Origin of the sequence: Vibrio sp. OPT24, assembly GCF_015163545.1 — a bacterium.
Taxonomy (GTDB): Bacteria; Pseudomonadota; Gammaproteobacteria; order Enterobacterales; family Vibrionaceae; genus Vibrio; species Vibrio cyclitrophicus.
In genome coordinates, this window is the sequence record NZ_JADDYI010000004.1 from 36,112 (window position 1) to 60,033 (window position 23,922).

The following is a 23,922-nucleotide window of genomic DNA, read 5'->3' on the forward strand; positions in this document are numbered from 1 at the left end:
GAAAACTATCATGATTAAAATTTACGAAATATCGGCTTCTAAACTCAATAGAAAAATTTTGCGCGTATTAATAGATAGCAAGGTGAGTGCCACATGTGAATTGTAATTAAATCATTGAATTTAATGATTATTTACCTGGCAGGTTTCGATGGGTTTTGAGGTTATTTCAAATTGAGAATCAGATTGAATAGAAGCGTTACAGAGATCGAATTGGTTAACTAGACAGGATCTATCGACGAAAAGCGTTGATTCGATGACAATTAGCAATCATAGCAATCCAATATTTGGGGAATAACCGCTTGTGGAGAGTACCTTTCGACGATCGTGTTTCTTGCTTTATGACTCATCGCTGTTTTTCCTTTAAGTGAAAGTCGCAACCAATTTTCTAAGCAAGTGTTGAGTTCAGTTTCATTTTTGGCAATGTAACCACTGGTTTGATGTTCAATCAATTGTGGTAAATTACCAACCGCAGCCGCGATTACTGGAATACCACGTACCATTGCTTCGAGTGCCGCCATCGGTAATCCTTCATATCGAGAAGGTATCACCAACACATCGATGATTTGCCAAGCATAATCCATACATGATTGGTGTCCATGGAAAGTAAGATTGGTAGGCGGGTTGTTCTCTAATATTTGCCTTTCTGGGCCATCTCCGAAAATATGAAATCGATGACTTGGGTGTGAGTTGGCCAGCGTCACGAACCTATCGGCTGCTTTTTCGTGACTCAAACGCCCAACAAAACCTATATCATAGATAGTTGTCGTATCTTCTTTAACATCTTTAACGAAACCAGAAGCAAAAAGGGACGATGGGCTTTCTGGAATTGAAATGAAATTATTGAGCAGTGTCGTTTGAGAGGGGATCTTATCCTTTATTTTGTCGCTCACTACTAAAGAGTGATTTGAGATAAAACCACTGTATCGATCTAAAAAATCGTACAACCACACTTTTCCTGTTGGCGTTTCACCGGCATGGTAAGTGGATACCTGATACAACTTGTTGGGCTTGACCAAGGATAACTTTGTCACCTTACTCATGATACTCGCTTTATAGCCGTGAGCATGAATGAGACATGGTCTATGTTGGTCAACTGCTTGTCTGATCTGCGACAACACATTCGAACCATTCGGTGCAAGATCGCAAAGGTTACAAAAGGGGATTTGTAATTGAGTTAAGCGTTGAATGATTGGAGGTTCTTGGGTGAACTTGGTGAGAAGGACGACTCTTACTTGTTTTTGGTGCTCAATTAAACCGAGGGCTAATTCAATAACATGAGTTTCGATTCCTCCAAAGGTTTGGCTGTCGATCAACAACCAAATCTCGTTTGACTTAATTTTATTTGGATCAAGAGCCAATTGTTCTTGATCCGATGTAAGGTGTGTTAGGACCGTATGACTAGGCTTGATTGTACTCATCTTCCGATTCCCAAGCCTGTTTCTTACGATAAACAGTAGAAGGGCTTAGCTCTAGCAATACTGCTGCATTTAGTACATTACCATCACAATGATTAATCGCGTGTTGAATGGCTTCGCGTTCAATTTGCCACATCGGACGAATTGCACCGTCGGTGGTCACTAATGGCGGTGTCATTGGTGCCTGTTGCGCTGGTATTTGATGATGTTGAGTTGCAGAGTTGAGTTCGAGTTCCTCTGGTGTCAAGGGTGGTAACTTGGTTTCAGGGGTCGCTGAATGTTGGGGTACTGCTACTGGCGACATATTTCGTATCGGATTGACACTTTTGGACGTTCTGATGTCCGTTTTATTAATTGGTGGCGGCACCATATCTTTAGTCACACTGGTTTCATTGTTCAACACCACGATATTTCTAATGACATTCTGCAATTGACGAACATTGCCTGGCCAAGGATAACGCTTCAACAACGCTTGCGTCTCTTTGTCTATCGATCTGAATTTTTTCTTATCTTGCTTGGCATATAGCTTCAAGAAGTGGTTCGCCAAGGTGACAATGTCACTCCCGCGTTCTCTTAGTGGTGGCATCTCGATAGGCACAACGTGCACACGGTAGTATAGATCTTCACGGAACCGGCCTTCTTCCACTTCAACCAGTGGATCGCGGTTGGTTGCGCAGATGATTCGAACGTCGACTTTAATCTCGCGGTTACCACCGAGTGGTGTGAAAGTACCTGTTTGTAAGAACCTGAGGAGCTTTTTCTGCATCTCCAGTTCCATTTCACAAAGCTCATCGAGAAATAAGGTGCCGCCATGAGCTTGCATGGCTGAACCTTTTCGATCGGTTGTCGCACCAGTAAAAGCACCTTTGATATGACCGAAGATTTCACTTTCCATTAGGTCTCGAGGTATAGCGCCACAGTTAATCGCAACGAACGGTTTATCGCTACGTTGACTTTCTTGGTGTATCGCTTCCGCACAGACTTCTTTACCTGTACCACTCTCACCATTGATAAAAACACTGGCTGTAGTTGGCGCAACTGAGTCAATGATTTTGTAAACGGCTTGCATCGGTAGGCAAGAGCCTATGAAATTATGGAATCGGTCACGATCGAATTTGGTTTGAATATCGTCGACCAAGTTTTCGAGCTTCGCTCTGCGCAAGTGAAGATTAACCGATGTTTTTAAGCGATCTGCTTGAATGGGTTTTTCCAAGAAATCTTCTGCACCTCGTTGAATGAGGTCAACGGCGATATTCACAGAGCCGTGTGCTGTTGCAATGATAACCGCAGTCGGAACCTCGTTCTCACTGATCCAATCTAAGACCTCTTCGCCTGGCATATCCGGTAGTTTTAAATCGAGGATGACGAGCTGTGGTGCATGTCTCTTTATAAATGTTTTGGCTTCAGCGCCAGTTTCGACATGAAATATGTCGTATGGCTCATCTTTAACGTACTGTTTATAAAGTACGGCAAGGGAGGTGGAGTCTTCAACCAACAATACTTTAGGGCGCATTGTATAATTCCTTTTGAAACTTTATCCTAACCAATCAATAACATAGTGATATGTGGCCATCAATACGAAACTAGTGTAATTGTTACCTACCGCATGCAATATTCTAATAAACAATTGGCTTTAGCGATCGCTGACACTGACTATGCTTAAGTTTGTCTTTACAAGAGTGATGTTATAGCGGCAACTAGCCAACATTGATATTCAAATAGGTTTAACCAAAGCCTTGGTCTTTTCTTTTTAGTAGGGCTTTAATCGAACGTTCTGCAAGCTCTAACAGTTCATCAACTCTAAGAAATACTTCATCATGCTTTTGTTCTAAACATTGTTTTTCTAACGTTCGAGCGAGCACAGACAGAGGGCGGTTACCTAACGCGAGTGCAGTGCTGCCGACGGTATGAACTTCAAACTCTAGAGCTTGAATATTGTTATTTTTGGCTGCTTGTCTTACTGCGGCCAAACGGATTTGTGATTCTTCTACGTAATGATCGATTAAAATTGGAATAATCTCTGCACTCGTATCACGAATCATTTGTTCTAAGATACTTTCATCTACAAGCTCTGTATCGGCCAGTTGTGCATTCGCTTGTTCATTCAAACCAGCAGATGTCTCTGAAGCTAAAGTCGAATTATTCACACTAAATCCTTTCATTGTGTGTTGAGGAAATACGTTAGCTTGAGGCTAATATCCATGAGTATTATTAAGTTTTAGTCATTTTCTAGAATAATTTCAACTGCTTGGCTTAAAAACTATGGCATGAATCAGTTAATATGGAAGTGTGTATCTAGTAAAGTTATAGAAGTAATACTCTGATTTTTCTAATATTTACTCAAGAAATATGAACTTAGGTGATTAGTAAACGAATTTGCATTAGATTGAGTCAGAATGACAAGCAAAGAGACGCACGCTGAAAGCTAAGAAAAGAAAAAGGCCACTGCATTTATTCATACAGTGGCCTAGGCTATTGCAGTTAGTTAAGTGCCAACTAACGATAAACTCCGAAGCTTAAAAGCTTAAGAGCGAACAAATTAAGCTAAGAAGCCTTATCAATATCAATCTTTGGTTTCGGCTTTGGGGCTGGCTCTACTTCTTCCTCGCTATTCTCAGTGAATATTTCAGCAACAGCACTTCGTTCTAGTTCGCCTTTAAGATTACCATCTTCATCAACAACAGGTAGGGAGTAATCACATGACATTGTATCAGGCAATATTTCTTCGATAACAGCATCAGGAAGTACCGCTGGTACTTCCTCATATATCTCTTCACTGAAGTCGTGTACTGACACATCTTCCACGGCGTCTTGCAGGCTTTCTTGAGTGACTAAGCCTTGATAGCCCTCATCTGTTACGTGGTAAGCGTAATCGTTTTTCAGCATCTTCATTTGAGCAAGCGCACCTTCAATCGTTTCTGAAGTGATGCGGTAAAGAGGAGGCTGCATCACCGTCTCAACCGTTAATGCACGCGCGCGGTTCACGTCTTTTACAAATGCTTCAACATAATCATCCGCAGGGTTAAGCAGAATTTCGTGAGGCGTACCTTGTTGGACCAACTCACCATCTTTCAAAATTGCAATTCGGTCACCTAAACGTAGTGCCTCGTCGAGATCGTGGGTGATGAAGATAATCGTTTTATGAAGTTTCTCTTGTAGCTCGATCAGTTGATCTTGCATTTCGCTTCGAATCAACGGATCGAGCGCCGAGAAGGCTTCATCCATCAGTAGAATTTCAGCGTCAGTACATAAAGCACGCGATAAGCCGACACGTTGTTGTTGACCGCCAGAGAGTTGAGCAGGGTATTGTTGCTCATAACCCTTAAGCCCAACGGTTTCAAGCCACTCAGTCGCCTTTGCTAGCCGCTGCTGTTTCTTGATCCCTTGAACTTCGAGACCGTACGCAACGTTTTCAATGACCGTTCGATGGGGCATTAAACCAAAACGTTGAAAAACCATCGACATTTTATGGCGTCGAAACTCTTCTAGTTCTTTGGTATTAAGGTTCATGACATCAATACCTTCGACGGTGATCTTACCTTGAGTCGGGTCAATTAGGCGGTTGAAGTGACGAATTAGTGTCGATTTACCAGAACCAGAAAGCCCCATGATAACGAATATCTCGCCACGGTTAATTTCTAGGTTAATCTCTTTTAAACCAACAGTGTGACCAGTGTCTGCCAATATGGCATCTTTGTGCTCGCCGTTGGTAACTCGGTTCATCACTGACATTGGTTTTGGTCCAAACACTTTGTATAGACCACTAATTTCAATCAATGGTTTAGTCATGTTTGAATCCTCCTAGGTGTGCGTTGGTTCTACGTGCATAAGCTTGTGAAGCTCGGTCAAATAAGATAGCCAAAGCCACAATCGCGAAACCATTCATTAGGCCTAAAGTGAAATATTGGTTAGTGATTGATTTAAGAACCGGTTGCCCTAAGCCTTTAACGCCAATCATTGAGGCGATAACAACCATAGACAGTGCCATCATGATGGTTTGGTTGATACCGGCCATAATCGTTGGCATCGCAAGCGGTAACTGAACACCCCACAAACGTTGTTTCTTACTTGCCCCGAATGCTGTCGCGGCTTCTAACACTTCTTTATCTACTAAGCGTATACCAAGGTTAGTAAGACGAATTACTGGTGGGATAGCGTAAATCACAACGGCGATTAAACCTGGGATTTTACCAATACCCAAAAGCATCACTACTGGGATTAGGTAAACGAACGCAGGCATGGTCTGCATGATGTCGAGGAGTGGTGTCACGATTGATTGCACGCGATTAGAACGAGCCATCGCGATACCAATTGGGATCCCTAGGAAAATGGAGACTAAAGTACATACTGTTATAATACTGAGTGTCCGCATCGTATCTTCCCACATACCAAAGTAACCGATGAGAAGCAGGGAGCAGACACAACCCAAAGCCAATTTCCAAGAACGACTCGCGGCGTAAACTAGAGCGGTACAAACGCCAAGTACGATAAGCCAAGGGGTCGAAATAAGGAGTTTTTCAAACCAAACAAGGAAGGAAAGAAGGGGATCAAATAGTGATTCGATCATTTCTCCGTATTCACGGGAAAATTCACGGTATGCGCCATCTAGCGCCTTTTTTATTGCTCGCAAATCAGAGCGTTCCATCTCAGGAAAGCTTGATAACCAATTGCTGTCAGCCATTTTTATATCCTTATAGTCCGGAGCCACTTGTTCGTTAAGCTAACCCCATTTTTATAAGTTAGGGGTAATTAAAGTAGTGTTAGCGAACAAGGCTCCGAATCATGAATAACATCAAGTATAGCGACGTTATTTCCATTTTATTGAGCGTAATGATTGTTGAACTGCAGTTATCGTTGACTCCTAGCTATCAGTGAATCTAGCGATGTTCAAAAATAACGGCGATCAAACTTAGTAAGTTTGGCTATTGCCAAACGTAGTATTACAGCTCAGCTTCAACTTTCTTAGCCACTTCTTCCGAAACCCATGGGTGCCACACTTCTGGGAACTCGCTCAAGAAATGGATACTCGCTTCTTCACCATCTGCTTGGTTATCTTCCATCCAAGCAAGAAGTGAGTTCATTTTGTCGTTAGTGAAACCACGCTTAGTAAAGTAGTCGTACGCTTCGGGTGCGCGTGACGCAAAACTTTCTGTCGTAATAGTATGGACTGGCGAAGGCGGGTACATGGTAGCTTTCGGTGAGTCACAGTCTTCTTTAGTTGTACAGTTAAGGAACTCTTGTTCGTCAACGCCACTTCCAAAGTCAACTTTCACCATGTCGTATTTACCAAGAACGGCAGTCGGTGCCCAGTAATAACCAAACCAAGCTTCTTCGCGTTCGTAAGCTTTTGCGATCGACCCAGATAAACCGGCACTCGATCCTGGGTCAACAATAGTGAAGCCGCTATCTTCTAACTTAAGCGCTTCAAACAAGTTTCCGGCACTAATTTGGCAGTTCCAACCAGCTGGACAGCTGTAGAATGCAGATGTATCTGGGTCCTCAGGGTGTTTAAACATGCTTGCGTTTTTACGTACACCTTCGATGGTCGCCATCTCCGGGTACTGTTTAACTAAGTAAGCTGGAACCCAAAAGCCTTCTTCACCACCGTTTACTAGTGCTTTTCCTGCATAGCGGAGGCGTTTCTCGTTCACACCTTTATCAAGTGCGTCTTTAAGGCTGTTACTCCAAAGTTCTGGTGCGACATCGGGTTGGCCTTTTTCAATCATAGAAGTGCCAGTTGGCATGGTGTCACCAGGGATAAGTTCAGCGTCACAACCATAACCATGTTCTAAGATGAATTGGTCGATATTGGCGATCAGTGTTGCAGAGTTCCAGTTCATATCTGCGATTGTTACGCTGCCACATTCTCCAGCGTTAGCATTACCGCTGGCTGCTGCTACTAACAAAAATACGGAGCTTAACTTGTATTTCATATTGAGTTTCCTTTCTCTTTAATAATACAACCAAGCTAATCAAGGTCACTTGACTAACTAAATTGCTCGATGGTGATCCTTTCTGTGTATTGAACCATTTGAGCAGAAGGAGGGATGGGATAAAACAGAGTAGATAAGCGCGCAAAGCAGATAAGTGTGATTCGCTTGATTCATCCACTGTGTTTCACAGCCATCGGATAACTTTGTCAAACTATTACAAATTCGTCAAAAACCACCTCTATTTATAATCTTAGGGAATAATCGTACAAATTCCATCTTTGATGCGATCTACGTGGCACTTTAACAGTCTGGGTCACATTCCAGCGAAATTAGGCACAGAGGTGTTGATTTTAGAGTGGATTTGAAGGTGCTAAGACCATGATTGGCGAGTGTGAAATGCGTTGAATTTGCTTTAAAATCTGATTTTAACAGTTAATTTCGGCAAAAATTATCAATTTTGATTTGAGTGAAAAGTAAAGGGAAACGACTAAACAGGTCTCTGTCACTTTAGAATGGCAGCGAGTAAATGCTATTTAAATCTTATTATCTGACGAGCTCGAAGTATTTGATACAAATGGTGCCGAAACCTAATTCTGTTGAAGAATTAGGCCATCACATTGGTAAATTCAAGAATTCATTGCGATGAAGTCTATTCGCCAAGTTGTCGCGAACTTTTTGAGGGATAAACTTCATCCGATTCACCTGTCTAACAAGCTCTTGAGCAAAACTAGGGTGTTGTTTCATGTTCATCACACAACCCATCATAGAAATACTCTTCGCTTCGAGTAATTTCTTCGCTTGAGCAAGGTGATGGATTGATGTTTCTCCGTAAGCAACAACCAGCAGCGCACCATCACAAGCACTCGCAACCGATTGAGCTGGAATATTGCCTTTATTAATATTGAGCAAAGGTGAGGTGTCAACGATCACACGGTCATACTTTTCTAACCATTGAGTCACTGCTTTTTGAAGCGTTGCTGGGTCTTTATATGCCAATTGAGTCGATACCACGTCCGGAGCTGGGACGCCTATGAACATGCGCTGTGATTCGATGTGTTCAATAAGTTGCCCCGACTGATCTTCTTCAAGCACGTTCACATTCTTAAAAGCGGGATTAAACAAGTTAAGATCAACATATAGAGTCGAATGACCCGCCAATAAGAAACGCTCTGCAAGTGCAGTAGCAACAGATGTTACGCCGTCACCAGAGTGGCAAGCAGTGACACAAATTGAACGTTGATCGTTAAGTTCTGAAGCTAGGTACAATTGTTCAACTTCGGCATGTGTTGCTGAAATAGTCATTATAACGCTCCTATTAGGACGATAGTGGTCGTGATGCGTAAGATGTCGTCTAAACCTACACGTGCTTTTTCAATAAAGCTTTCACGGCGGTCAGGGATGTAAATCGTGTCTCCTGCGCGCAGCACCGGTAGGTTGTAAATATTGGCAGTTTTACTAAATTCAACAAGGTCAAAGGTGCGAGCTTGCCCTTGGCAGCAAGACATGTTCACAATGGTAATTTTTTCTACGTAAGCACTGTCTGTAGGGCCTGCGGCTTCGGCCAAGATATCAAGAATGGTCATGTTGTCATTAAACACATATCGACCAGGGTTGTTAATGGCACCAAGGACACGAACCGTCTCTTCTTTTGGTGTATCTAACCAGTTTTTGCCTTTTTCTGGGATGTAGATTGTATCCCCAGTAGTTACGTTTGGCAGTAACGATTCATCACCTGTTTCAAAATACAGCGACAGGTTCAGTTTACTGACCTTAGAATAAGTTTTATCGCGGTGTGTAACACGAACATTATGTATGTCAGCGTCCTTAGTTGGACCATCAGCTGCTGACAAGATATCTAAGAAGTGCATGTCTTTTGTAAAGCGGTAACGACCTGGCGCATTCACTTGTCCAAAAATGTAGATTGAAGCGTCTGAGCTTTGACGTACCCATTGTGATTTATTGTCGGATGGGTCTTGTGGTAAGTCGTGCACTCTTACGATAGAACCTGATCGTATATAAGGCATTTGATCACGCGGTGCGCCATTTTTAATGAACTCATCAAGATTAAACACAACTAACTTTCTACCTGTCACAACTTCAATCTTTGAGGTGTCTGCACGTAGTGTTGGACCGCCAACGTGTGCTAACAAGCCCATGAAGTTCATTTCATCTGACCATTCGATACGGCCAGGTCGGTTCACTTCACCAATCACGTTAACGGCTCTGTCTGGTGTGATTTTTAACCATGATTTTTCGTTCATGTCTGTTTTCTCAGGAACAAAAATCGCATCACCCGCTTGAATTGAAGGGGGAGCTGAATTTGCAAGACCTTCTGTATAAGCGGCCAGATCGAACTTAAGTACGCGACCGTTGGATTTGATCACACGGATTTGTCTCGATTCAGCAAAGCGAGTAGGGCCTCCTGCGTTAGCCAATATATCCATAAAGGTCGCGCCTTTTTTTCCTTCAAAAGCACCAGGCGCAGCAACTTCACCCATGACATAAACCGTGTTCGCACCAGATTTAATCTCTTCTTCCTGTTTAGGGACAAAAACCGTTGAACCCGGACGGAGAATTGGAAGCATGCTTTCATCGCCAGAATCTAGATAGCGCTTTAAGTTGAACAGAGTCGGTGTGTTGTTCGAGATAACACGGATTTGCTCGACACTTGCGTAACGCGTTACGCCACCAGATCGCATCAATACGTCGACTAAGTCTGAGTTTTCTTTATAGGTAAAAGAGCCTGGAGCATTTACTTCACCAAAAACCTTGATAGAGTTACGAGAATCAGCGCTATCACCTGAGTTAGCAAGCTTCGCGGCATCAAACTCTTGTTCAATGTTGCCCACTAAAGGAGACGCTGGAACAAACAACGAATCGAGCGATTGAAGGGTTGGAAGAGTTGATTCGTCCCCTGAATCTAAGAAACGTTTGTAGTTAAATTCTGTGTTATCGGAGCCACGCTTTAGGATGAGTTTGTCTAATTGTGCACCGGGACGTAAACCACCCGCAGCATACAATGCCATCTGAATGCTAGAACCCAGTGACAATGTGTACTCACCAGGTTGCTCAACGTAACCTTGGACAGAGATAATAATTTGCTGTTCTTTCACATAAACGGAAGCGTTTGATAGATCTTTGTAAGCGGTTGCCAGTGCCTCTAACACTACTTTATTTAATTGGTCATTATCGTAACCCGCAACAAACACAGTGCCGACTTCAGGAAGGGTAATTCGGCCGCGCTTGTCGACTTGGAAGCCTGTGTTCAAAGTGCTTTCACCGGGTACATTAACTTGAATAAGATCGCCCACTTGTACTGCACCTGTAAACTCATCTTCAGCAGTGGTCAGTGTCGAAAAACAAAGCGAGATGCTGAAAATCAGCGTCATTATAATTTTCATAGCGCACCTCCCATTTTCTCAGCATTTTCAGGCGAAATAATTTCAATACTTACTCGGCGATTGGTCAGGTGTGTCCCGTCTGTTTCACCTTCGAAAAGTGGTACGGTTTCACCAACAGAAACAGCTTTAATTCTAAGAGCATCTAACCCAAATATAGTTAGGTAACGTTCTACTTGTTTAGCACGTCCAAGTGCCAGTTTGTCGTTGTATTCTTCAGGACCTGAAGCATCGGCATGACCAGTGACAACTAAGTCCAGCGATTTGTGTTCTTTCAATAGGTTGGTCGCTTCAGCAAGTCGTCCCATGTATTTTGGGTTAACTTCAGTTGAGTTTTCAGCGAATTGGTTGTCGACGTTGAGTAAATCGTACAGTTGCTGAATGACAGAAAGTTGCATACGGAATTGGTTTTCGTTTTTAGGTGGCTCGCAACGCGCTTGAGAAGTCACGTAATCAAGTTGAACTTCCAGTTCATTCAAGCGCTTTCTTTGGATAACCAAATCGTTAGCTGCATCTAACAGCAATCCGCCTTGCAGTTCACGAGCGATACGGTTTTGTTTTTCGATAGCTTGAACGACAGCCGCAGGGAAGCACCAACGTGCCCCTTCTTGTATTAGGGCATCTAGATGGAGTTTTGCTAGTTGCCAATCGAAACGCAGGCCGTGTTCTGGGCCTAGAGGTTCGTCTGGCATAACAGGCGAGAAATCTGAATTTTGATAGTTTGTGGAATCGTAACTTTCAGCTAATCCGCCGGTACCATGTTCTGGGTAGCTTGTGCAACCCAGAAGTAGAGCAGACAGAGAAAGGGCTATGTAGTTTTTCAGTATTTTCATGCCAACGTCCTTGTTTTTTCTTTTTATTATTATTTTTTGTTACTTCTAGCTTAGTGGATCTTCATGAATTAGTAGGATTTTTTGAGTTAACTGGGATCGCGTGACCGATGCGTAATAAATTCATGATTTCAAGTGGTTGGCCTGATACATTTTCTAAGCGCATGTTCCTTTCTCGCTCAGTAAGACGTTTGAACATGTATACAATAGCCCCCACGCCTGATGAATCAAGAAACTGAACTTGGCTGAAATCAACTTCGATTTCTTGGTGACCATCGTTTGAAATAACATCATCAATATCGGTTTGAGCATCTCGGCTACCCGCTGCGTCTAGGTTACCAAAAATTGAAAGAGTCAATGTGGTTGTGTTTAAGTCAATCTTACGTAATTCCATAGCGTTATCTCCTTGAATGTATGAGTTAACAAGAGCACGTAATATGCCAACTTTTATATTGTTTATTTTCAATAGCTTAAATTGGTGTTTGAATTGGTTATCATATTGAGAAAGTTAAATTCTCATTCTGAGAACTAAAAATGAGTGGCTTTTTGAGAGCTATAACCAATTAGTTTTGCGAATGAAACGCTAGTCCGAATAAGGTTGATGGTTGAGTCGCATCTTTAATTAAATACCACATACTGAAACTAAGGACCATTTAGGATATAGCGTACTTGGGATAAAAAGAGAGCAAACAATGAGATTAACGAAATTGGCGATTGCGACCCTTTGGGCTTGTTCATTCACATCTCATTCTTCTTACTTACCACCAGAACACTTGGTTTTAGCCAACAACTACCAGCAAGGCATCGATGTTTCTCAATACTGGACCAGTGAAAAGCTAGATGGTATTCGAGCCTTGTGGGATGGCGAACATCTTTATACTCGCAATGGCAACCGAATTTATGCACCTAATTGGTTTATAGAAAAACTGCCAAAAGTTCAGTTAGAAGGAGAGTTGTGGGCTGGAAGAGGTAATTTTCATATCGTTCAACAAACTGTTTTGGATCATATACCCAGTGATACCGCATGGAGAAAGATTGATCTTATGTTGTTTGATATGCCTGGCGCAGCAGGTGATTATCAGAAACGCTATTACAATATTATTCATTGGGTCAGTGTGATTAATGAGTCCCACGTTGGTTATGTCGAGCATTATCCAATTCATAACGAAGAGACCTTGTTTCACCAATTAGACAATGTGGATGAACGTAATGGTGAAGGTTTGATGCTGCGTAAAATCACCAGTCGCTATCAAGCAGGTCGAAGTAATGATTTGTTGAAATTGAAAAGGCACCACGATGCCGAAGCAACGGTGATTGGCTATAAAGGTGGGACGGGTAAATACAAAGGAATGATGGGTTCGATACTGGTTCATACCGAAGGGGGTGTTGAGTTTTACATAGGAAGCGGGTTTAGCGATAAATTGAGATTGGCGCCGCCAGAGATTGGTAGTCGAATTACCTTTCGATACAACGGATTCACTCAAAATGGCAAGCCCAAATTTGCGCGTTTTGTCAGAGAGAAAAGTGAATATTAAGACATACTCGATATAGTGACCCGACAAATGCTATATCGACTTAGAAATAAATGCCTGTCTACGCTTACCTTATAAAAAGAGCCCTGAAAATCAGAGCTCTTTTTGTATGCGGTATCGATTCTTGCTGTTTGTTGAGAGCTAAATTAACGAGAACTAAACTCGAGCTGCACGTCATCATCCTGTTTATGCATCCAATGAAGACGCATGCCTAGCATAATAGCGGCTGATGTTAGACCGATAATGAAACCAATCCAAAAGCCGTGAGCGCCCATAGGCTCAACAATCCAATCTGTCATACCTAAAATGTAACCGATCGGTAGGCCAAGTAACCAGTATGCGACGAAAGTAATGTTAAAAATCGATCGCATGTCTTTGTATCCACGAAGAGCGCCCGCAGCTATCACTTGAATTGCATCAGTACATTGATAAACCGCAGCGAAAATAAGCAGCTGCATTGCAATGGTGATTACTGCTGTGTTTTCTGTGTAAAGCAATGATACTTGCTCTCTGAACAACACTGTCAAGGCCGCTGTCATCAATGCAGTCACCAAACCAACGATTATGCCAACATGTGTAGCAATCTTTGCGCCTTCGGTATTGTTTTCACCTAACTTATGACCAACACGAATACTGACAGCTGCGCCTATACTCATTGGAATCATGAATATCAAAGACGAGAAGTTGATCGCAACTTGGTGCGCAGCAACAATCAATGAGCCTAATGGAGCGACCAGAAGCGCAACAACAGCAAACAAGGTCACTTCAAAGAACAGAGCAGCAGCAACAGGAAAGCCGAGTTTGAACAGTCGAATTTGTGCCTTTAACTCTGGTTTATGGAATTGACCAAAGATGTTGATCTTCGCTAGTCGTTTTGAAGTCAGCACATACGCAAACAACAGAGCAAACATTATCCAGTATACGATAGCGGTTGCGACGCCACAGCCAACACCACCAAGAGCCGGTGCGCCAAGCTTACCGTATACAAACATCCAGTTGAGCGGGATATTCAATAACAAACCGATAAAACCAATGACCATCGCGGGTTTCGTCAAAGACATGCCGTCAGTAAAACTTCTCAAAGTTTGAAAAAGTAAGAAGGCTGGTACCGCAAACATGACTGCATACATGTAGCCAATGGTTTTTTTCGCCATTAAGACTTCTATATCCATCAGCTCAAGTATTGCTTGAGTTTGGAACAGTACACCGATGATTGGTAATGAGATAATTAACGCAAGCACTATGCCTTGTTGAATTTCGTATGGAATCTTTGCTTGTCTACCAGAACCGTTAAGTTGAGCAACAACAGGGACCAATGCCATCAGCAAGCCGACACCGAACAAAATCGAAGGCAACCAAATACTCGCAGCAATAGATACTGCGGCCATATCAATCGCACTTACGCCACCTGCCATCACAGTATCGACAAAACCCATTCCGGTTTGTGCCACAGATGCGATCAACACTGGGGTCGCAAGTTTGATTAGATTCAAGGCTTCTTCTTTGTAACGATGCACAAATTACTCCAGATTAGAGATTAAATTAGATTGAAAATGTGGGAATGGACACTCTGAAGAAATCAAAGACGCTGATCATTAAGCTTCCACTGGACGAATCATAAAGAAATGTCACAATAACTGCTATGAAAAACTGTTACTAAAATGCTAAATAGGAATCTTATGTTTACAGGTATTGTTCAAGGTATGGCAACACTGGTTGCGATAAACAAAAAAGAGTCGTTTCAAACCCATACCATTGAGTTGACAGACAAAATGGTAGAGGGCTTAGCGATTGGTGCTTCAGTAGCTCATAATGGCTGTTGTTTAACGGTAACTGAAATTTCAGGAAACCGTGTTGCGTTTGATTTAATGCAAGCAACGTTAAGATTAACTAATCTCGGTCAGTTGAATATTGGGGACGAAGTAAACGTAGAGCGTGCAGCTAAGTTCGGTGATGAAATTGGTGGCCACAGCATGTCCGGACACATTACGCTAATGGCAAAACTGGTTGAAGTCATCAAAACGGAAAACAACCGTACACTATGGTTTGAAATGCCAGAAGCGTCGATGAAGTACGTGCTAAGTAAAGGCTACATTGGTGTTGATGGATGTTCACTGACTATTGGTGAAGTCGAAGACAACCGTTTCTCTGTGCATCTCATTCCAGAAACATTGAATCGAACTTTGTTTGGAGGACGTGAAGTCGGAGATGAGGTCAATATTGAATTCGACCCTCAAACACAAGCGATCGTCGATACCGTTGAACGTATTATGGCGAACAAAAAGTAGCCTGAACCGTTAGCTTTAGGCTGGCTTGCACGTTTAACTATGATGGTTAAACGAATAAAAGTTGAAGCTGGCGGCTGAATAACTAGTGAAAATCACAAGCTGTATCATTCGATGGCTTAAACAATAAAAAGAGCACTTGATGTGCTCTTTTTAGCTTTGTTGTTGCTAGTATGACTTTAGGCATGTGGCAACAGTCATACTTGTTAGCAAACCTTTTTTAGAAAACCTGTTCGTCATCGGCATCAATCGATAGGTTTATCCTATCTCTAACTTCGTCGACCTGCATGTCCAAGTGAATGGCGTTGCAGCAAGCGGGGCAGTCATCGTAAAAATCCTGACTGCCATTGGAGGCGTCGAGCGTTATGCTGATTGCATGCCCGCAATGAGGGCAGGACACGTGTTTTTCTGTGTATTTATGCATGGCAAGTTCTCCTCACTGTAACTGATACTAACCTAAGTCGCTTATATCGATCGTGATAGCTTGAATCGTTTTGGTCAACCACCGTGATTGGTACTAAACGGCTTGAATCTTCTGAATACATGCTTCGGTTTGCGCTAAATATTCGCCGCCAAATTGATTGCAGTGATTGAGAAGATGGTACAAGTTATAAATGTCTTTTCGATCAGTATAGCCAACGTCCAAAGGCATGACGCTTTGATAGCCTTCATAAAACTCTTGAGGGAACCCATGAAACAATTCTGTTAATGCAATATCACATTCATGGTCACCCCAATAACATGCAGGGTCGTAACAGATAGGGCCAAACGCTGAATTAGCCACGTTACCATTCCAAAGATCGCCATGAAGTAGTGAAGGGGGTGGGTTACGGCTCGCTAGTCGCATATTCACCACGTCGACTATATCGTCAATGTCGCCAAATTCGATGCCTTTTTCTTTCAACAGCTGAAGTTGGAAACCAATACGTTGTTCAGAGAAAAAACGTCCCCATTTTTTATGCCACGGATTAGGTTGAAGAGTAATGCCTATGTAATTGTCTTGATCGCAACCGAACTCTTTTTGCTCTCCCCATTGATGAAGTCGGGCAAGCTGTACACCAAAATCAAAGCTGTTATTGCCAGTTTCAAGCGGCTTAGTTGGCAAGTAATTCAGGATAATGAACGAGCACTCCTTAGTCTTACCAATAAGCACAAGCTCAGGTACATAAACGGTGGAGGTATCTCTTAATAAGCGCAGGTTCTCAGCTTCTATTTCAAATTTAGGTAGAAACTCTCGTTGATTTACCTTAACAAAATAACGCTCATTGCCGTCGCTAATCATATAGCAATCGTTAATGTCACCACCAGAAACCTTAGTACGTTCAGTGATCTGAAAGTTGAATAAAAGTGTATCTGAAAGCTGTTGAGAAATGGCCTGCCACATAGGAAATCCTCAAAGAACGGTTGGTTAGAAATACGGTTTGTTGATTAACAATAGTTTAGGATAAAACTGAGCGATTTATAGACGCACTAGTCAATGTTCTTAATTCTAAGCCTTCTTATGATGAATGAATTGGCTGATCTGTGAACTCAAGCTAATTCAATACCATTGATAACTCGATAAAAAATGACAAATGGTAGCCATATGCACTTTGGAATAAACCTCACAGTTGACGTTCAATGTTAGGCTACTAACTAGAAAAGTGCGCATGGGTTGTTATTGTTTACGCTTAAATTTTAGTAGGTACTCATGCTAGGGTAAGTCATGGATAGCAAAACTTATGTTCTTGCGTATTTAAAAATGTTGAAAGCTATTGCTAAGTCGAACTTTCTGGCTTTATTTGTATATTGATTCAATTTTGAGCTTAAATGCTAACAGGGATCATTTAAATACGACTTTTGATAATAAAATGATGACAAATGACTTCATTTACATAGTATTAGCTTAATACGTATTAATCTGCTCTAGAGCTTAAAACGGAGATTTATTGTGGTTGTAGAAACCGATGGCTATTTGGCTTTAATCGAGCACTTATCGTTCAATTTGGATGTATTTACCAACAGTAATGGTGATACAGGAAATGAAAGTGTAGAAGACATTGTTACTGACATGATTTCAACCAACATCATGGCTATCTTTGAACAAAATCCTGAACTGCACTCTAGCGTGCGCTTTCAATTGTTGAAAGAAGCAGATGCCGTAGTCGCTGATTTAGGTGAAGTGCTTGCGGGCGTTTGGGCAAAGAAAGCAACTAACGAGCAGATTGTGTTCCTAGACGAATACATCGCCTTAGTTAAAAACTTATTTGATACTGCTGTCGCTAAATACGATTAACCGTCCGAGCTTATTTCTTTAAGCATTAGAAGTTTTAAGCACCAGTATTTTGAACGACTCTATTTGAAGCACTAATATTTTAAGCGTTAGTGCTTCTTACGTACATCTATTCACCGGGTCGTAAGCGTTATCAAAGAGGCGAAAGACTGACGCGTTATATGCGCCTAAAGTGCCAAAACTTCGAAGCCCAATAAGGGTTATCCAACCTTGAGATAATCACACCTTTAGATGTCGACGCATGTAAGAACTGTTTGTTTCCCAGATAAACACCTACATGTCGTACTTTTGGTGAGGTTTTGAAAAATACTAAGTCACCACTTATTGCTTGCTCATACGCAATTTCTACACCTTGTTTACTCTGATCTTTGGTCGTGCGCGGCAAAGCCTGTTGCGTTGCATTCTGAACAGCGATTTGAACGAAAGCCGAACAATCTATTCCTCGAAATGAAGTGCCGCCAAAATGATAAGGGACACCTTTCCATTGCTCGTACACGCTCAAATACGCATTTGCGGTAGCTTGCTCTGATTTCGATAAGGGTTTTGACGGTACTTTATTGTAACTAAAAGGCGGTGGCGTAGAGCTACAAGCAGTCAATGTTACTAAAGTTATTGTAACTGCAAGCATTTTTCTGATTTTCATATGTAACTCTTCTGACAAAAAACTGAAATAAAAACGTCATCAACGACTTCTAGTATACGGAACAACTTAAGGATATCTCTTTTCGTAGTCAAACTGGATTTCACATGCCCGACACAAATTTATCAATAAAACCTTCACGTTATACATTCTCGCTCATTCAAACCGTCACTGCTGTATTTATTTCGATTCTTTTGCTCGTCACCTTTTTATCGATGGTCAGTATTCGAGGTGTAGAGCGGGTTGGAGGGCATTTTGATACGTTGTCTGAACAAGCATTGCCCCTAGCACTAAACAACGCTCAGTTGACGCAGAGCGTATTAGAACAAGTAAAACTCCTTACCTACAGCACGCAATCAACCGATTTAGACACACTCAACACAACACGATCAGCAATTGAGCAATTAGCTGCAGAGAGCAATCAAACGCTAGACGAACTTCTTTTTATTTCTCAATCCTTCCCCGATGCGATTTCTCTAGAGCAAAAGCAAAGCCTGATTGATGATATGGCTCAGCTACAACATATGACCAACAGCGTGTTATTGGCTCAGATTGATATTCAAGGTAAACAAAACCTCATTGATAGCCAAATAGGAGGGTTTCGCTACGGTGTTAGTTCTATTGGGCCTGAAATGAATCGTATTAGCTCTTTTTTAGTTCAGAATAACCCCGAAGCACATGATGCCGCTAACCGATTCACGGCAAGTGCTTCGGCAATGGCGAACACATTCTTAATGCTGTTGATGCAATCTGACTTAGACAAAGCGGAAGATGAATTTCGAGAGTTAAGAAATCGCATTGCAGGAATAAACTTAGCGTACGACGATTTTTCAGAATGGCATCCAGATATTGTTGAGTTTGCCAGCCTGACTGCACCTTATGACATGGTGAAAGAAGGATTCACAGAAGAAGGGGTGATCAAACAGATCCTCTGGAAATTAGAGTTAGCTGAAAAACAAAAACAGAATTTAGCTGAAGTCATTACCTTAGCGAACAAGGTTATCGGCACACTGAATCAATTATCATCGACGGCTTCACACTTGATTGATGCAAGTGAGTTGGTTGTAAACCAAACCATCACTAACATTGACAGGGTGTTATTCACTAGCGGTTTAGTGATCGCTGTGATCATTATTATTTCGTGGCTTGTGCTACGTCATTGGGTCAATAAAGGCTTAAAAAACATTACCCAGCAGCTGAATTTACTCGCCGAACATGACTTTTCTAAACAAAGCGAATTAGTAGGGCCATTAGAGCTGCAGGTTATCGCATCACAGTTAAATACCGTCGTAGATTCCACCGCCGACTCAGTTCGCTTGGTCACTCGAAACTGTGAAACACTTTATCAAACAGCAGAAGTTAGTCACGATGCTGCAGAGCAGACGAATTCAAGCTTAAACGAGCAGAATGAATCTCTGCAAAACATGATCACAACGATTACTCAACTTGAAGCTTCTATAGGCGAAATTGCACGTATCTCGAATGCATCGAACGATGACGCTCAATTAGCGGAAGATGAATCGGTCACCGGAAGTCAGGTGGTTGGCTTGAATCAACAGCGTCTTCAGGCATTAGAGCACTCGTTAAGCTTGAACGAAGAATCGATGGCAGATCTAGACGGGCGAGTAAAACAAATTCGTGAAATGGTTGATATGATCAGTGGCATTGCTGAAAACACCAACCTATTAGCCCTTAATGCTGCGATTGAAGCTGCACGTGCCGGAGAACAGGGCCGTGGCTTTGCAGTGGTTGCAGATGAAGTAAGAAAACTGGCGAGCGGTACATCCCAGCAAACCACCAATATTCGCAGCATGATGAATGAGCTGGTGGCTGCAGCTGATCGATCTCGTATGTCAGTCAGCGAGTCTCGAAGCGAAATGGCTAATGCATTGAAAACCAGTGGTGATGTAAAACAAGCTTTTGAGAAAATCGACGTAGCAGTCAGCCAGATAAAAGGTAGAGTTGAGCAAATCATGGTCGCAACCGAACAGCAAGCTCGCGCTACTGTTGATGTAACCCATTCCATTACACGCGTGTCAGAGCAGGGCGAAAACACTAAGCTACAGCTAGAGTCTATGATTGAAAGCTCAGAGCAAGTTGCTGACATTGCAGGGCATCAACAAGCGATGCTTCATAAGTACGTATTAAGTAGATAACCAGTTAGAAAAGATTTCTCTGAATAACAAGCCAGCGTCTCGATACCAAGAGCAAGGCGCTTAAACTCATTATTAGCGCGGAATGACTAATAAATGGTTTGAGCGCCTGCTTTTTTTGGGCCTTATATTGAAAGATGGCATGTAGAAAACAAACCGCTACTTTGATTTTCTTGAATGTGGGTAATGGACAAATGGTTGACGCAGCATGAAATCCAATCTCTGTTCTTTGCCATCTTGTATCTCAGGCACGCCAATGTGGACGTGATCGTGTCCAAGCATAGGCTGGGCACGATAAGTCTTAAACCAGATATCCCAAACCGATAAAAAGAAGCCAAAATTAGAATGGGTTTCTTTCACAATGACCGAGTGATGAACACGATGCATGTCTGGTGTCACAATCACTTTTCTCAATCGCTTATCAATCCAAAGTGGTAGACGTGCATTACTGTGGTTAAACATCGCGCTCGCGTTAAGCACAATTTCAAATATCACCACGGCAATCACTGGAACCCCAAGGGTGATCACTAAACTCACTTTGATAAGCATAGAAAGCATCATCTCAATTGGATGAAATCGTGTACCTGTTGTGACATCAATATCTAGGTCGGCATGATGCACTCGATGTAATCTCCAAAGCCAAGACACACGATGAAACACCAAGTGTTGCAGGTAAATGGCGCAATCCAACAGCAATACACAGATCAGTACAACGAGTTCTTTAGGAAGTGACAGGGTATTAAATAAACCCCATTGATTGTCTTGTGCAATGACAGCCGCTTGGAATGCAGCAATAGGAATAAGTGTAGCTAGCAGAAAACTGTTGAGTGCAACCAACGCAAAGTTGTTCCCCCAACGGAACCACTTATTTTGAGTTAGCGTTTTGCGTGGAAAACGGTACTCCCAAATCGCACATAATCCAAAAACGACAATAAAACAAACAAGGCGAAGCAGTGATGGGTCTTGCATGGGAATTCCTTCTATCATTCTAAGGTCACTGTAAGTACAATCGTGCAACTTTTCTAGATCTATCGTTATTATCCATGAGAATCCACGCTTTTCACCGTTTATATCAACACCGCTTGTCTATTGCTACTAAGCCGTTTAACGCGCGCGGGTGCAAAGTCGTGCGATGCGAATACTGCAAAATAAAACAAGACAGCTGCATCTGCGAGCATCAACCGAATATAGATACGAATGTCGCTACGATGTTGATCTTGTCAGACAACGAAATCTTGAAGCCAAGCAATACAGGCCGATTGATTGTTGATACGGTCAAAGACAGCTATGCCTACCTTTGGCACCGTACTGAGCCGAATCAAGAGATGCTTGATGTTCTAAAGGATGATAAATATCAACCCATTGTTGTATTCCCTGAAGGCTACACCGATGACAAAACGCGAGTGGTTCAAGATTTACCACAAATGCGCGATCCTAATAAAACACTTCTTCTTATCTTCATCGATGGTAGTTGGCGTGAAGCGAGACGCATCTTCCGCCGTTCAGAGTATCTGCAAGATTTACCTGTGTTGTCGATTGAGCCTGAATCGGTTTCTCAATACATGATGAGAAAGTCAGATAACGAACAACACCTCTCAACGGCAGAAGTCGCCAGCTTAGTTTTAAAGCAAGCTGGCGAAGAAGAGGGCGCGAAGACTTTACAACTTTGGTTTGAAGTATTTCGTGAAAGCTACATGTTAAGTAAGACGCGTTATAAGTCAGATCCGACTAAACCTAGCTTGAATGCTTTCATAGAACACAGCAAAAATGAGAAGTCACTCTAACCTTTAACCGCTATGTGCTGACTTGTTGTTCAAACAGACTCGAACACAAGATAAGTTTGTTATCTATCACGGTTTGTAGGGGGAGTGTTATGGATAATGCTCCTTAGTTGTTTATTTACAAAATTTTATTTGCCCGAATTTAGGGAAGAATTGGAGAGATTTCATGTATTACGGCTTCGATGTTGGCGGCACAAAAATTGAGTTTGGTGCATTCAACGAGAAACTTGAGCGAGTGGCAACAGAGCGTGTACCGACGCCAACTGATAACTATCAATTATTACTTGATACGATTGCTGGTTTAGTAAAAAAGTACGATAACGAACTGTCTTGCGAAGGCAAAATTGGCCTTGGCCTTCCTGGCATGGAAAACGCAGACGATGGCACTATGCTTGTTGTTAACGTACCTGCATCAACAGGTAAGCCGCTACGTACAGATCTAGAAGCGCTTATCGGTCGTAGTGTGAAAATCGAAAATGATGCGAACTGTTTTGCGCTTTCAGAAGCATGGGATGACGAACTTAAAGATGAACCTTCAGTTGCCGGCCTGATTCTTGGTACTGGTTTCGGTGGCGGTTTAGTCTTCGACGGTAAGGTATTCTCCGGTCGTAACCACGTGGCAGGTGAGCTAGGCCATATGCGCTTACCTCTTGATGCTTGGCTTCACCTTGGCGATAACGCACCGTTACTTGGTTGTGGTTGCGGCAAAAAGGGCTGTTTAGACAGTTACTTGTCAGGTCGTGGCTTTGAGCTGATTTATGATCACTATTTTGGTGAGAAGAAAAAAGCAGTTGAAATCATTCAAGCTTACAACGAAGGTGAAGCAAAAGCTGTTGAGCACGTAGATCGTTTCATGGAGTTATTGGCTATCTGTTTTGCAAACCTATTCACAGCGCTTGACCCGCATGTTGTTGCGCTTGGTGGTGGCTTGTCTAACTTTGAGCTTATCTACGAAGAGATGCCAAAACGTATTCCTAAATACTTGTTGCCTGTGGCGAAATGTCCGAAAATCATCAAAGCAAAACACGGTGATTCAGGTGGCGTTCGTGGTGCTGCATTCCTTAACATTAAGTAATCTCAACTTAACGTTAAGCGATTAAAAACTATAAATAAAAATGCCGCAATCTCGAAAGAGGTTGCGGCATTTTTTATGATTTAGTGTTTTTGTTGCTAGAAGCTAGAAGCTAGAAGCAGCAAAGAAACAAGCTCCAAGAGGACTTACTTCTTCTTTTTGCCAACACCAAGGTTATCTTTTTGCTTCAACGTAAGCTTGGTAAAGCCAAGCTTACGGAAATAGTTATCTTGGTAGTTACGAACAGCTTTAGTATCAGAAATAAACTCAAGCTGTTGCTCAGTTTTTAGATACTCAGTGATGTCGATACCTTCAGCTGCCGCTACAGCTTCTTGAATCGTGCGGTGTTCTTGTTTAGAAAACAGTAACTCTTTGTCTTCGTCTTTATAAGTGTACAGAATGGTACGAGCCATGATGCTCTCCAATAGAATTATTACTTTGCGCGCACTCTACATAAAAACCGTACGTGGCTCAAGGCAATGGTAAGAAATCTTAAGATTATCGCTTATCGCGATCTAAGCTTTTTGTCTGTCAGGAAACGAACAGGTTGTCTTTCACGAAACGAATAAACAGAAAGCCCCTTAGTATCGAACGATCAATATAGGGGCTTC

Annotated in this window: 22 protein-coding genes; 6 read left to right on the forward strand and 16 right to left on the reverse strand. The window is 42.2% G+C overall.

Features of this window, described 5'->3' with window-relative positions; all coding sequences use genetic code 11:
• Positions 1-260: 260 nt before the first annotated feature.
• From IQO02_RS01215 to IQO02_RS01260, 10 genes are all read right to left on the reverse strand, one after another.
• On the reverse strand, positions 261-1,418 hold the full coding sequence (locus tag IQO02_RS01215) for a glycosyltransferase family 4 protein (RefSeq protein WP_010440941.1): 1,158 nt from the start codon (positions 1,416-1,418) through the stop codon (positions 261-263).
• Positions 1,399-2,928: a sigma-54-dependent transcriptional regulator gene (locus tag IQO02_RS01220; protein ID WP_010440939.1), complete on the reverse strand. Its 1,530-nt coding sequence runs from the start codon at positions 2,926-2,928 to the stop codon at positions 1,399-1,401. The genes IQO02_RS01215 and IQO02_RS01220 overlap by 20 nt, the downstream gene beginning before the upstream one ends.
• Positions 2,929-3,139: 211 nt before the next feature.
• Positions 3,140-3,562 carry an Hpt domain-containing protein gene (locus tag IQO02_RS01225; protein ID WP_016792524.1) on the reverse strand — a complete coding sequence of 141 codons (423 nt, stop codon included), beginning with the start codon at positions 3,560-3,562 and terminating at the stop codon, positions 3,140-3,142.
• Between the two features lie 397 nt (positions 3,563-3,959).
• Positions 3,960-5,204, reverse strand: a complete 1,245-nt coding sequence (locus IQO02_RS01230) for a quaternary amine ABC transporter ATP-binding protein (RefSeq protein WP_010440936.1) — start codon at positions 5,202-5,204, stop codon at positions 3,960-3,962.
• Entirely contained in the window at positions 5,197-6,096 is a 900-nt protein-coding gene (locus IQO02_RS01235; RefSeq protein ID WP_010440933.1) for an ABC transporter permease, read from the reverse strand. The genes IQO02_RS01230 and IQO02_RS01235 overlap by 8 nt, the downstream gene beginning before the upstream one ends.
• 259 nt (positions 6,097-6,355) lie before the next feature.
• Positions 6,356-7,348 carry an ABC transporter substrate-binding protein gene (locus IQO02_RS01240; protein WP_010440931.1) on the reverse strand — a complete coding sequence of 331 codons (993 nt, stop codon included), beginning with the start codon at positions 7,346-7,348 and terminating at the stop codon, positions 6,356-6,358.
• 612 nt (positions 7,349-7,960) lie between these two features.
• Positions 7,961-8,650 carry a tyrosine-protein kinase family protein gene (locus IQO02_RS01245; RefSeq protein ID WP_010440929.1) on the reverse strand — a complete coding sequence of 230 codons (690 nt, stop codon included), beginning with the start codon at positions 8,648-8,650 and terminating at the stop codon, positions 7,961-7,963.
• The gene (locus IQO02_RS01250) at positions 8,650-10,749 is read right to left on the reverse strand and encodes an SLBB domain-containing protein (RefSeq protein ID WP_010440926.1); all 2,100 of its coding nucleotides are present in this window, start codon (positions 10,747-10,749) and stop codon (positions 8,650-8,652) included. Before IQO02_RS01250 ends, IQO02_RS01245 begins: the two co-directional genes overlap by 1 nt.
• Positions 10,746-11,579 (reverse strand): OmpA family protein, encoded by an 834-nt coding sequence (locus IQO02_RS01255; RefSeq protein WP_016790727.1) that lies wholly within the window; start codon positions 11,577-11,579, stop codon positions 10,746-10,748. The genes IQO02_RS01250 and IQO02_RS01255 overlap by 4 nt, the downstream gene beginning before the upstream one ends.
• Positions 11,580-11,640: 61 nt before the next feature.
• Entirely contained in the window at positions 11,641-11,970 is a 330-nt protein-coding gene (locus IQO02_RS01260; RefSeq protein WP_010440922.1) for an STAS domain-containing protein, read from the reverse strand.
• A 298-nt stretch (positions 11,971-12,268) separates the two neighbouring features.
• Here IQO02_RS01260 and IQO02_RS01265 point away from each other — a divergent pair, with 298 nt between their 5' ends.
• The gene (locus tag IQO02_RS01265) at positions 12,269-13,111 is read left to right on the forward strand and encodes a DNA ligase (RefSeq protein ID WP_016793298.1); all 843 of its coding nucleotides are present in this window, start codon (positions 12,269-12,271) and stop codon (positions 13,109-13,111) included.
• Positions 13,112-13,254: 143 nt separating this feature from the next.
• Here the strand turns inward: IQO02_RS01265 and IQO02_RS01270 are convergent, their stop codons facing one another.
• Positions 13,255-14,625 (reverse strand): MATE family efflux transporter, encoded by a 1,371-nt coding sequence (locus tag IQO02_RS01270; protein ID WP_010440918.1) that lies wholly within the window; start codon positions 14,623-14,625, stop codon positions 13,255-13,257.
• 162 nt (positions 14,626-14,787) lie between these two features.
• Here IQO02_RS01270 and IQO02_RS01275 point away from each other — a divergent pair, with 162 nt between their 5' ends.
• A complete protein-coding gene (locus IQO02_RS01275; protein ID WP_016793299.1) occupies positions 14,788-15,396 on the forward strand; it encodes a riboflavin synthase in 609 nt (202 codons plus the stop codon).
• A 217-nt stretch (positions 15,397-15,613) separates the two neighbouring features.
• Here the strand turns inward: IQO02_RS01275 and IQO02_RS01280 are convergent, their stop codons facing one another.
• A complete protein-coding gene (locus IQO02_RS01280) occupies positions 15,614-15,817 on the reverse strand; it encodes a CPXCG motif-containing cysteine-rich protein (protein WP_004733789.1) in 204 nt (67 codons plus the stop codon).
• Between the two features lie 93 nt (positions 15,818-15,910).
• On the reverse strand, positions 15,911-16,777 hold the full coding sequence (locus IQO02_RS01285) for a fructosamine kinase family protein (protein ID WP_016768084.1): 867 nt from the start codon (positions 16,775-16,777) through the stop codon (positions 15,911-15,913).
• Positions 16,778-17,323: 546 nt separating this feature from the next.
• Between IQO02_RS01285 and IQO02_RS01290 the strand changes: the two genes are divergently transcribed.
• Complete coding sequence (locus IQO02_RS01290) at positions 17,324-17,668, forward strand: DUF3802 family protein (RefSeq protein WP_010440912.1); 345 nt, start codon at positions 17,324-17,326, stop codon at positions 17,666-17,668.
• A 154-nt stretch (positions 17,669-17,822) separates the two neighbouring features.
• Here IQO02_RS01290 and IQO02_RS01295 read toward each other — a convergent pair whose 3' ends face one another.
• Positions 17,823-18,308 (reverse strand): C40 family peptidase, encoded by a 486-nt coding sequence (locus IQO02_RS01295; RefSeq protein WP_016768083.1) that lies wholly within the window; start codon positions 18,306-18,308, stop codon positions 17,823-17,825.
• A gap of 104 nt (positions 18,309-18,412) precedes the next feature.
• On the opposite strand from IQO02_RS01295, the gene IQO02_RS01300 reads away from it, so the two are divergent.
• Positions 18,413-20,461 carry a methyl-accepting chemotaxis protein gene (locus IQO02_RS01300; protein WP_016768082.1) on the forward strand — a complete coding sequence of 683 codons (2,049 nt, stop codon included), beginning with the start codon at positions 18,413-18,415 and terminating at the stop codon, positions 20,459-20,461.
• A gap of 156 nt (positions 20,462-20,617) precedes the next feature.
• On the opposite strand, the gene IQO02_RS01305 is transcribed toward IQO02_RS01300, so the two are convergent.
• On the reverse strand, positions 20,618-21,427 hold the full coding sequence (locus IQO02_RS01305; protein WP_016784874.1) for a sterol desaturase family protein: 810 nt from the start codon (positions 21,425-21,427) through the stop codon (positions 20,618-20,620).
• Positions 21,428-21,501: 74 nt separating this feature from the next.
• On the opposite strand from IQO02_RS01305, the gene IQO02_RS01310 reads away from it, so the two are divergent.
• A complete protein-coding gene (locus IQO02_RS01310) occupies positions 21,502-22,242 on the forward strand; it encodes a tRNA-uridine aminocarboxypropyltransferase (RefSeq protein ID WP_171343986.1) in 741 nt (246 codons plus the stop codon).
• A 163-nt stretch (positions 22,243-22,405) separates the two neighbouring features.
• Positions 22,406-23,314 carry an N-acetylglucosamine kinase gene (nagK, locus tag IQO02_RS01315; RefSeq protein ID WP_010440902.1) on the forward strand — a complete coding sequence of 303 codons (909 nt, stop codon included), beginning with the start codon at positions 22,406-22,408 and terminating at the stop codon, positions 23,312-23,314.
• Positions 23,315-23,457: 143 nt separating this feature from the next.
• On the opposite strand, the gene IQO02_RS01320 is transcribed toward nagK, so the two are convergent.
• A complete protein-coding gene (locus IQO02_RS01320; RefSeq protein ID WP_004733780.1) occupies positions 23,458-23,724 on the reverse strand; it encodes a DUF2960 family protein in 267 nt (88 codons plus the stop codon).
• Positions 23,725-23,922 lie beyond the last annotated feature (198 nt).

Bases quoted from the DNA above. Each gene is read 5' to 3' on its own strand.
- IQO02_RS01215 (WP_010440941.1), bottom strand. From the start codon at position 1,418: ATGAGTACAATCAAGCCTAGTCATACGGTCCTAACACACCTTACATCG.
- IQO02_RS01220 (WP_010440939.1), bottom strand. From the start codon at position 2,928: ATGCGCCCTAAAGTATTGTTGGTTGAAGACTCCACCTCCCTTGCCGTA.
- IQO02_RS01230 (WP_010440936.1), bottom strand. From the start codon at position 5,204: ATGACTAAACCATTGATTGAAATTAGTGGTCTATACAAAGTGTTTGGA.
- IQO02_RS01235 (WP_010440933.1), bottom strand. From the start codon at position 6,096: ATGGCTGACAGCAATTGGTTATCAAGCTTTCCTGAGATGGAACGCTCT.
- IQO02_RS01240 (WP_010440931.1), bottom strand. From the start codon at position 7,348: ATGAAATACAAGTTAAGCTCCGTATTTTTGTTAGTAGCAGCAGCCAGC.
- IQO02_RS01245 (WP_010440929.1), bottom strand. From the start codon at position 8,650: ATGACTATTTCAGCAACACATGCCGAAGTTGAACAATTGTACCTAGCT.
- IQO02_RS01250 (WP_010440926.1), bottom strand. From the start codon at position 10,749: ATGAAAATTATAATGACGCTGATTTTCAGCATCTCGCTTTGTTTTTCG.
- IQO02_RS01255 (WP_016790727.1), bottom strand. From the start codon at position 11,579: ATGAAAATACTGAAAAACTACATAGCCCTTTCTCTGTCTGCTCTACTT.
- IQO02_RS01260 (WP_010440922.1), bottom strand. From the start codon at position 11,970: ATGGAATTACGTAAGATTGACTTAAACACAACCACATTGACTCTTTCA.
- IQO02_RS01265 (WP_016793298.1), top strand. From the start codon at position 12,269: ATGAGATTAACGAAATTGGCGATTGCGACCCTTTGGGCTTGTTCATTC.
- IQO02_RS01275 (WP_016793299.1), top strand. From the start codon at position 14,788: ATGTTTACAGGTATTGTTCAAGGTATGGCAACACTGGTTGCGATAAAC.
- IQO02_RS01280 (WP_004733789.1), bottom strand. From the start codon at position 15,817: ATGCATAAATACACAGAAAAACACGTGTCCTGCCCTCATTGCGGGCAT.
- IQO02_RS01285 (WP_016768084.1), bottom strand. From the start codon at position 16,777: ATGTGGCAGGCCATTTCTCAACAGCTTTCAGATACACTTTTATTCAAC.
- IQO02_RS01295 (WP_016768083.1), bottom strand. From the start codon at position 18,308: ATGAAAATCAGAAAAATGCTTGCAGTTACAATAACTTTAGTAACATTG.
- IQO02_RS01300 (WP_016768082.1), top strand. From the start codon at position 18,413: ATGCCCGACACAAATTTATCAATAAAACCTTCACGTTATACATTCTCG.
- IQO02_RS01305 (WP_016784874.1), bottom strand. From the start codon at position 21,427: ATGCAAGACCCATCACTGCTTCGCCTTGTTTGTTTTATTGTCGTTTTT.
- IQO02_RS01310 (WP_171343986.1), top strand. From the start codon at position 21,502: ATGAGAATCCACGCTTTTCACCGTTTATATCAACACCGCTTGTCTATT.
- nagK (WP_010440902.1), top strand. From the start codon at position 22,406: ATGTATTACGGCTTCGATGTTGGCGGCACAAAAATTGAGTTTGGTGCA.
- IQO02_RS01320 (WP_004733780.1), bottom strand. From the start codon at position 23,724: ATGGCTCGTACCATTCTGTACACTTATAAAGACGAAGACAAAGAGTTA.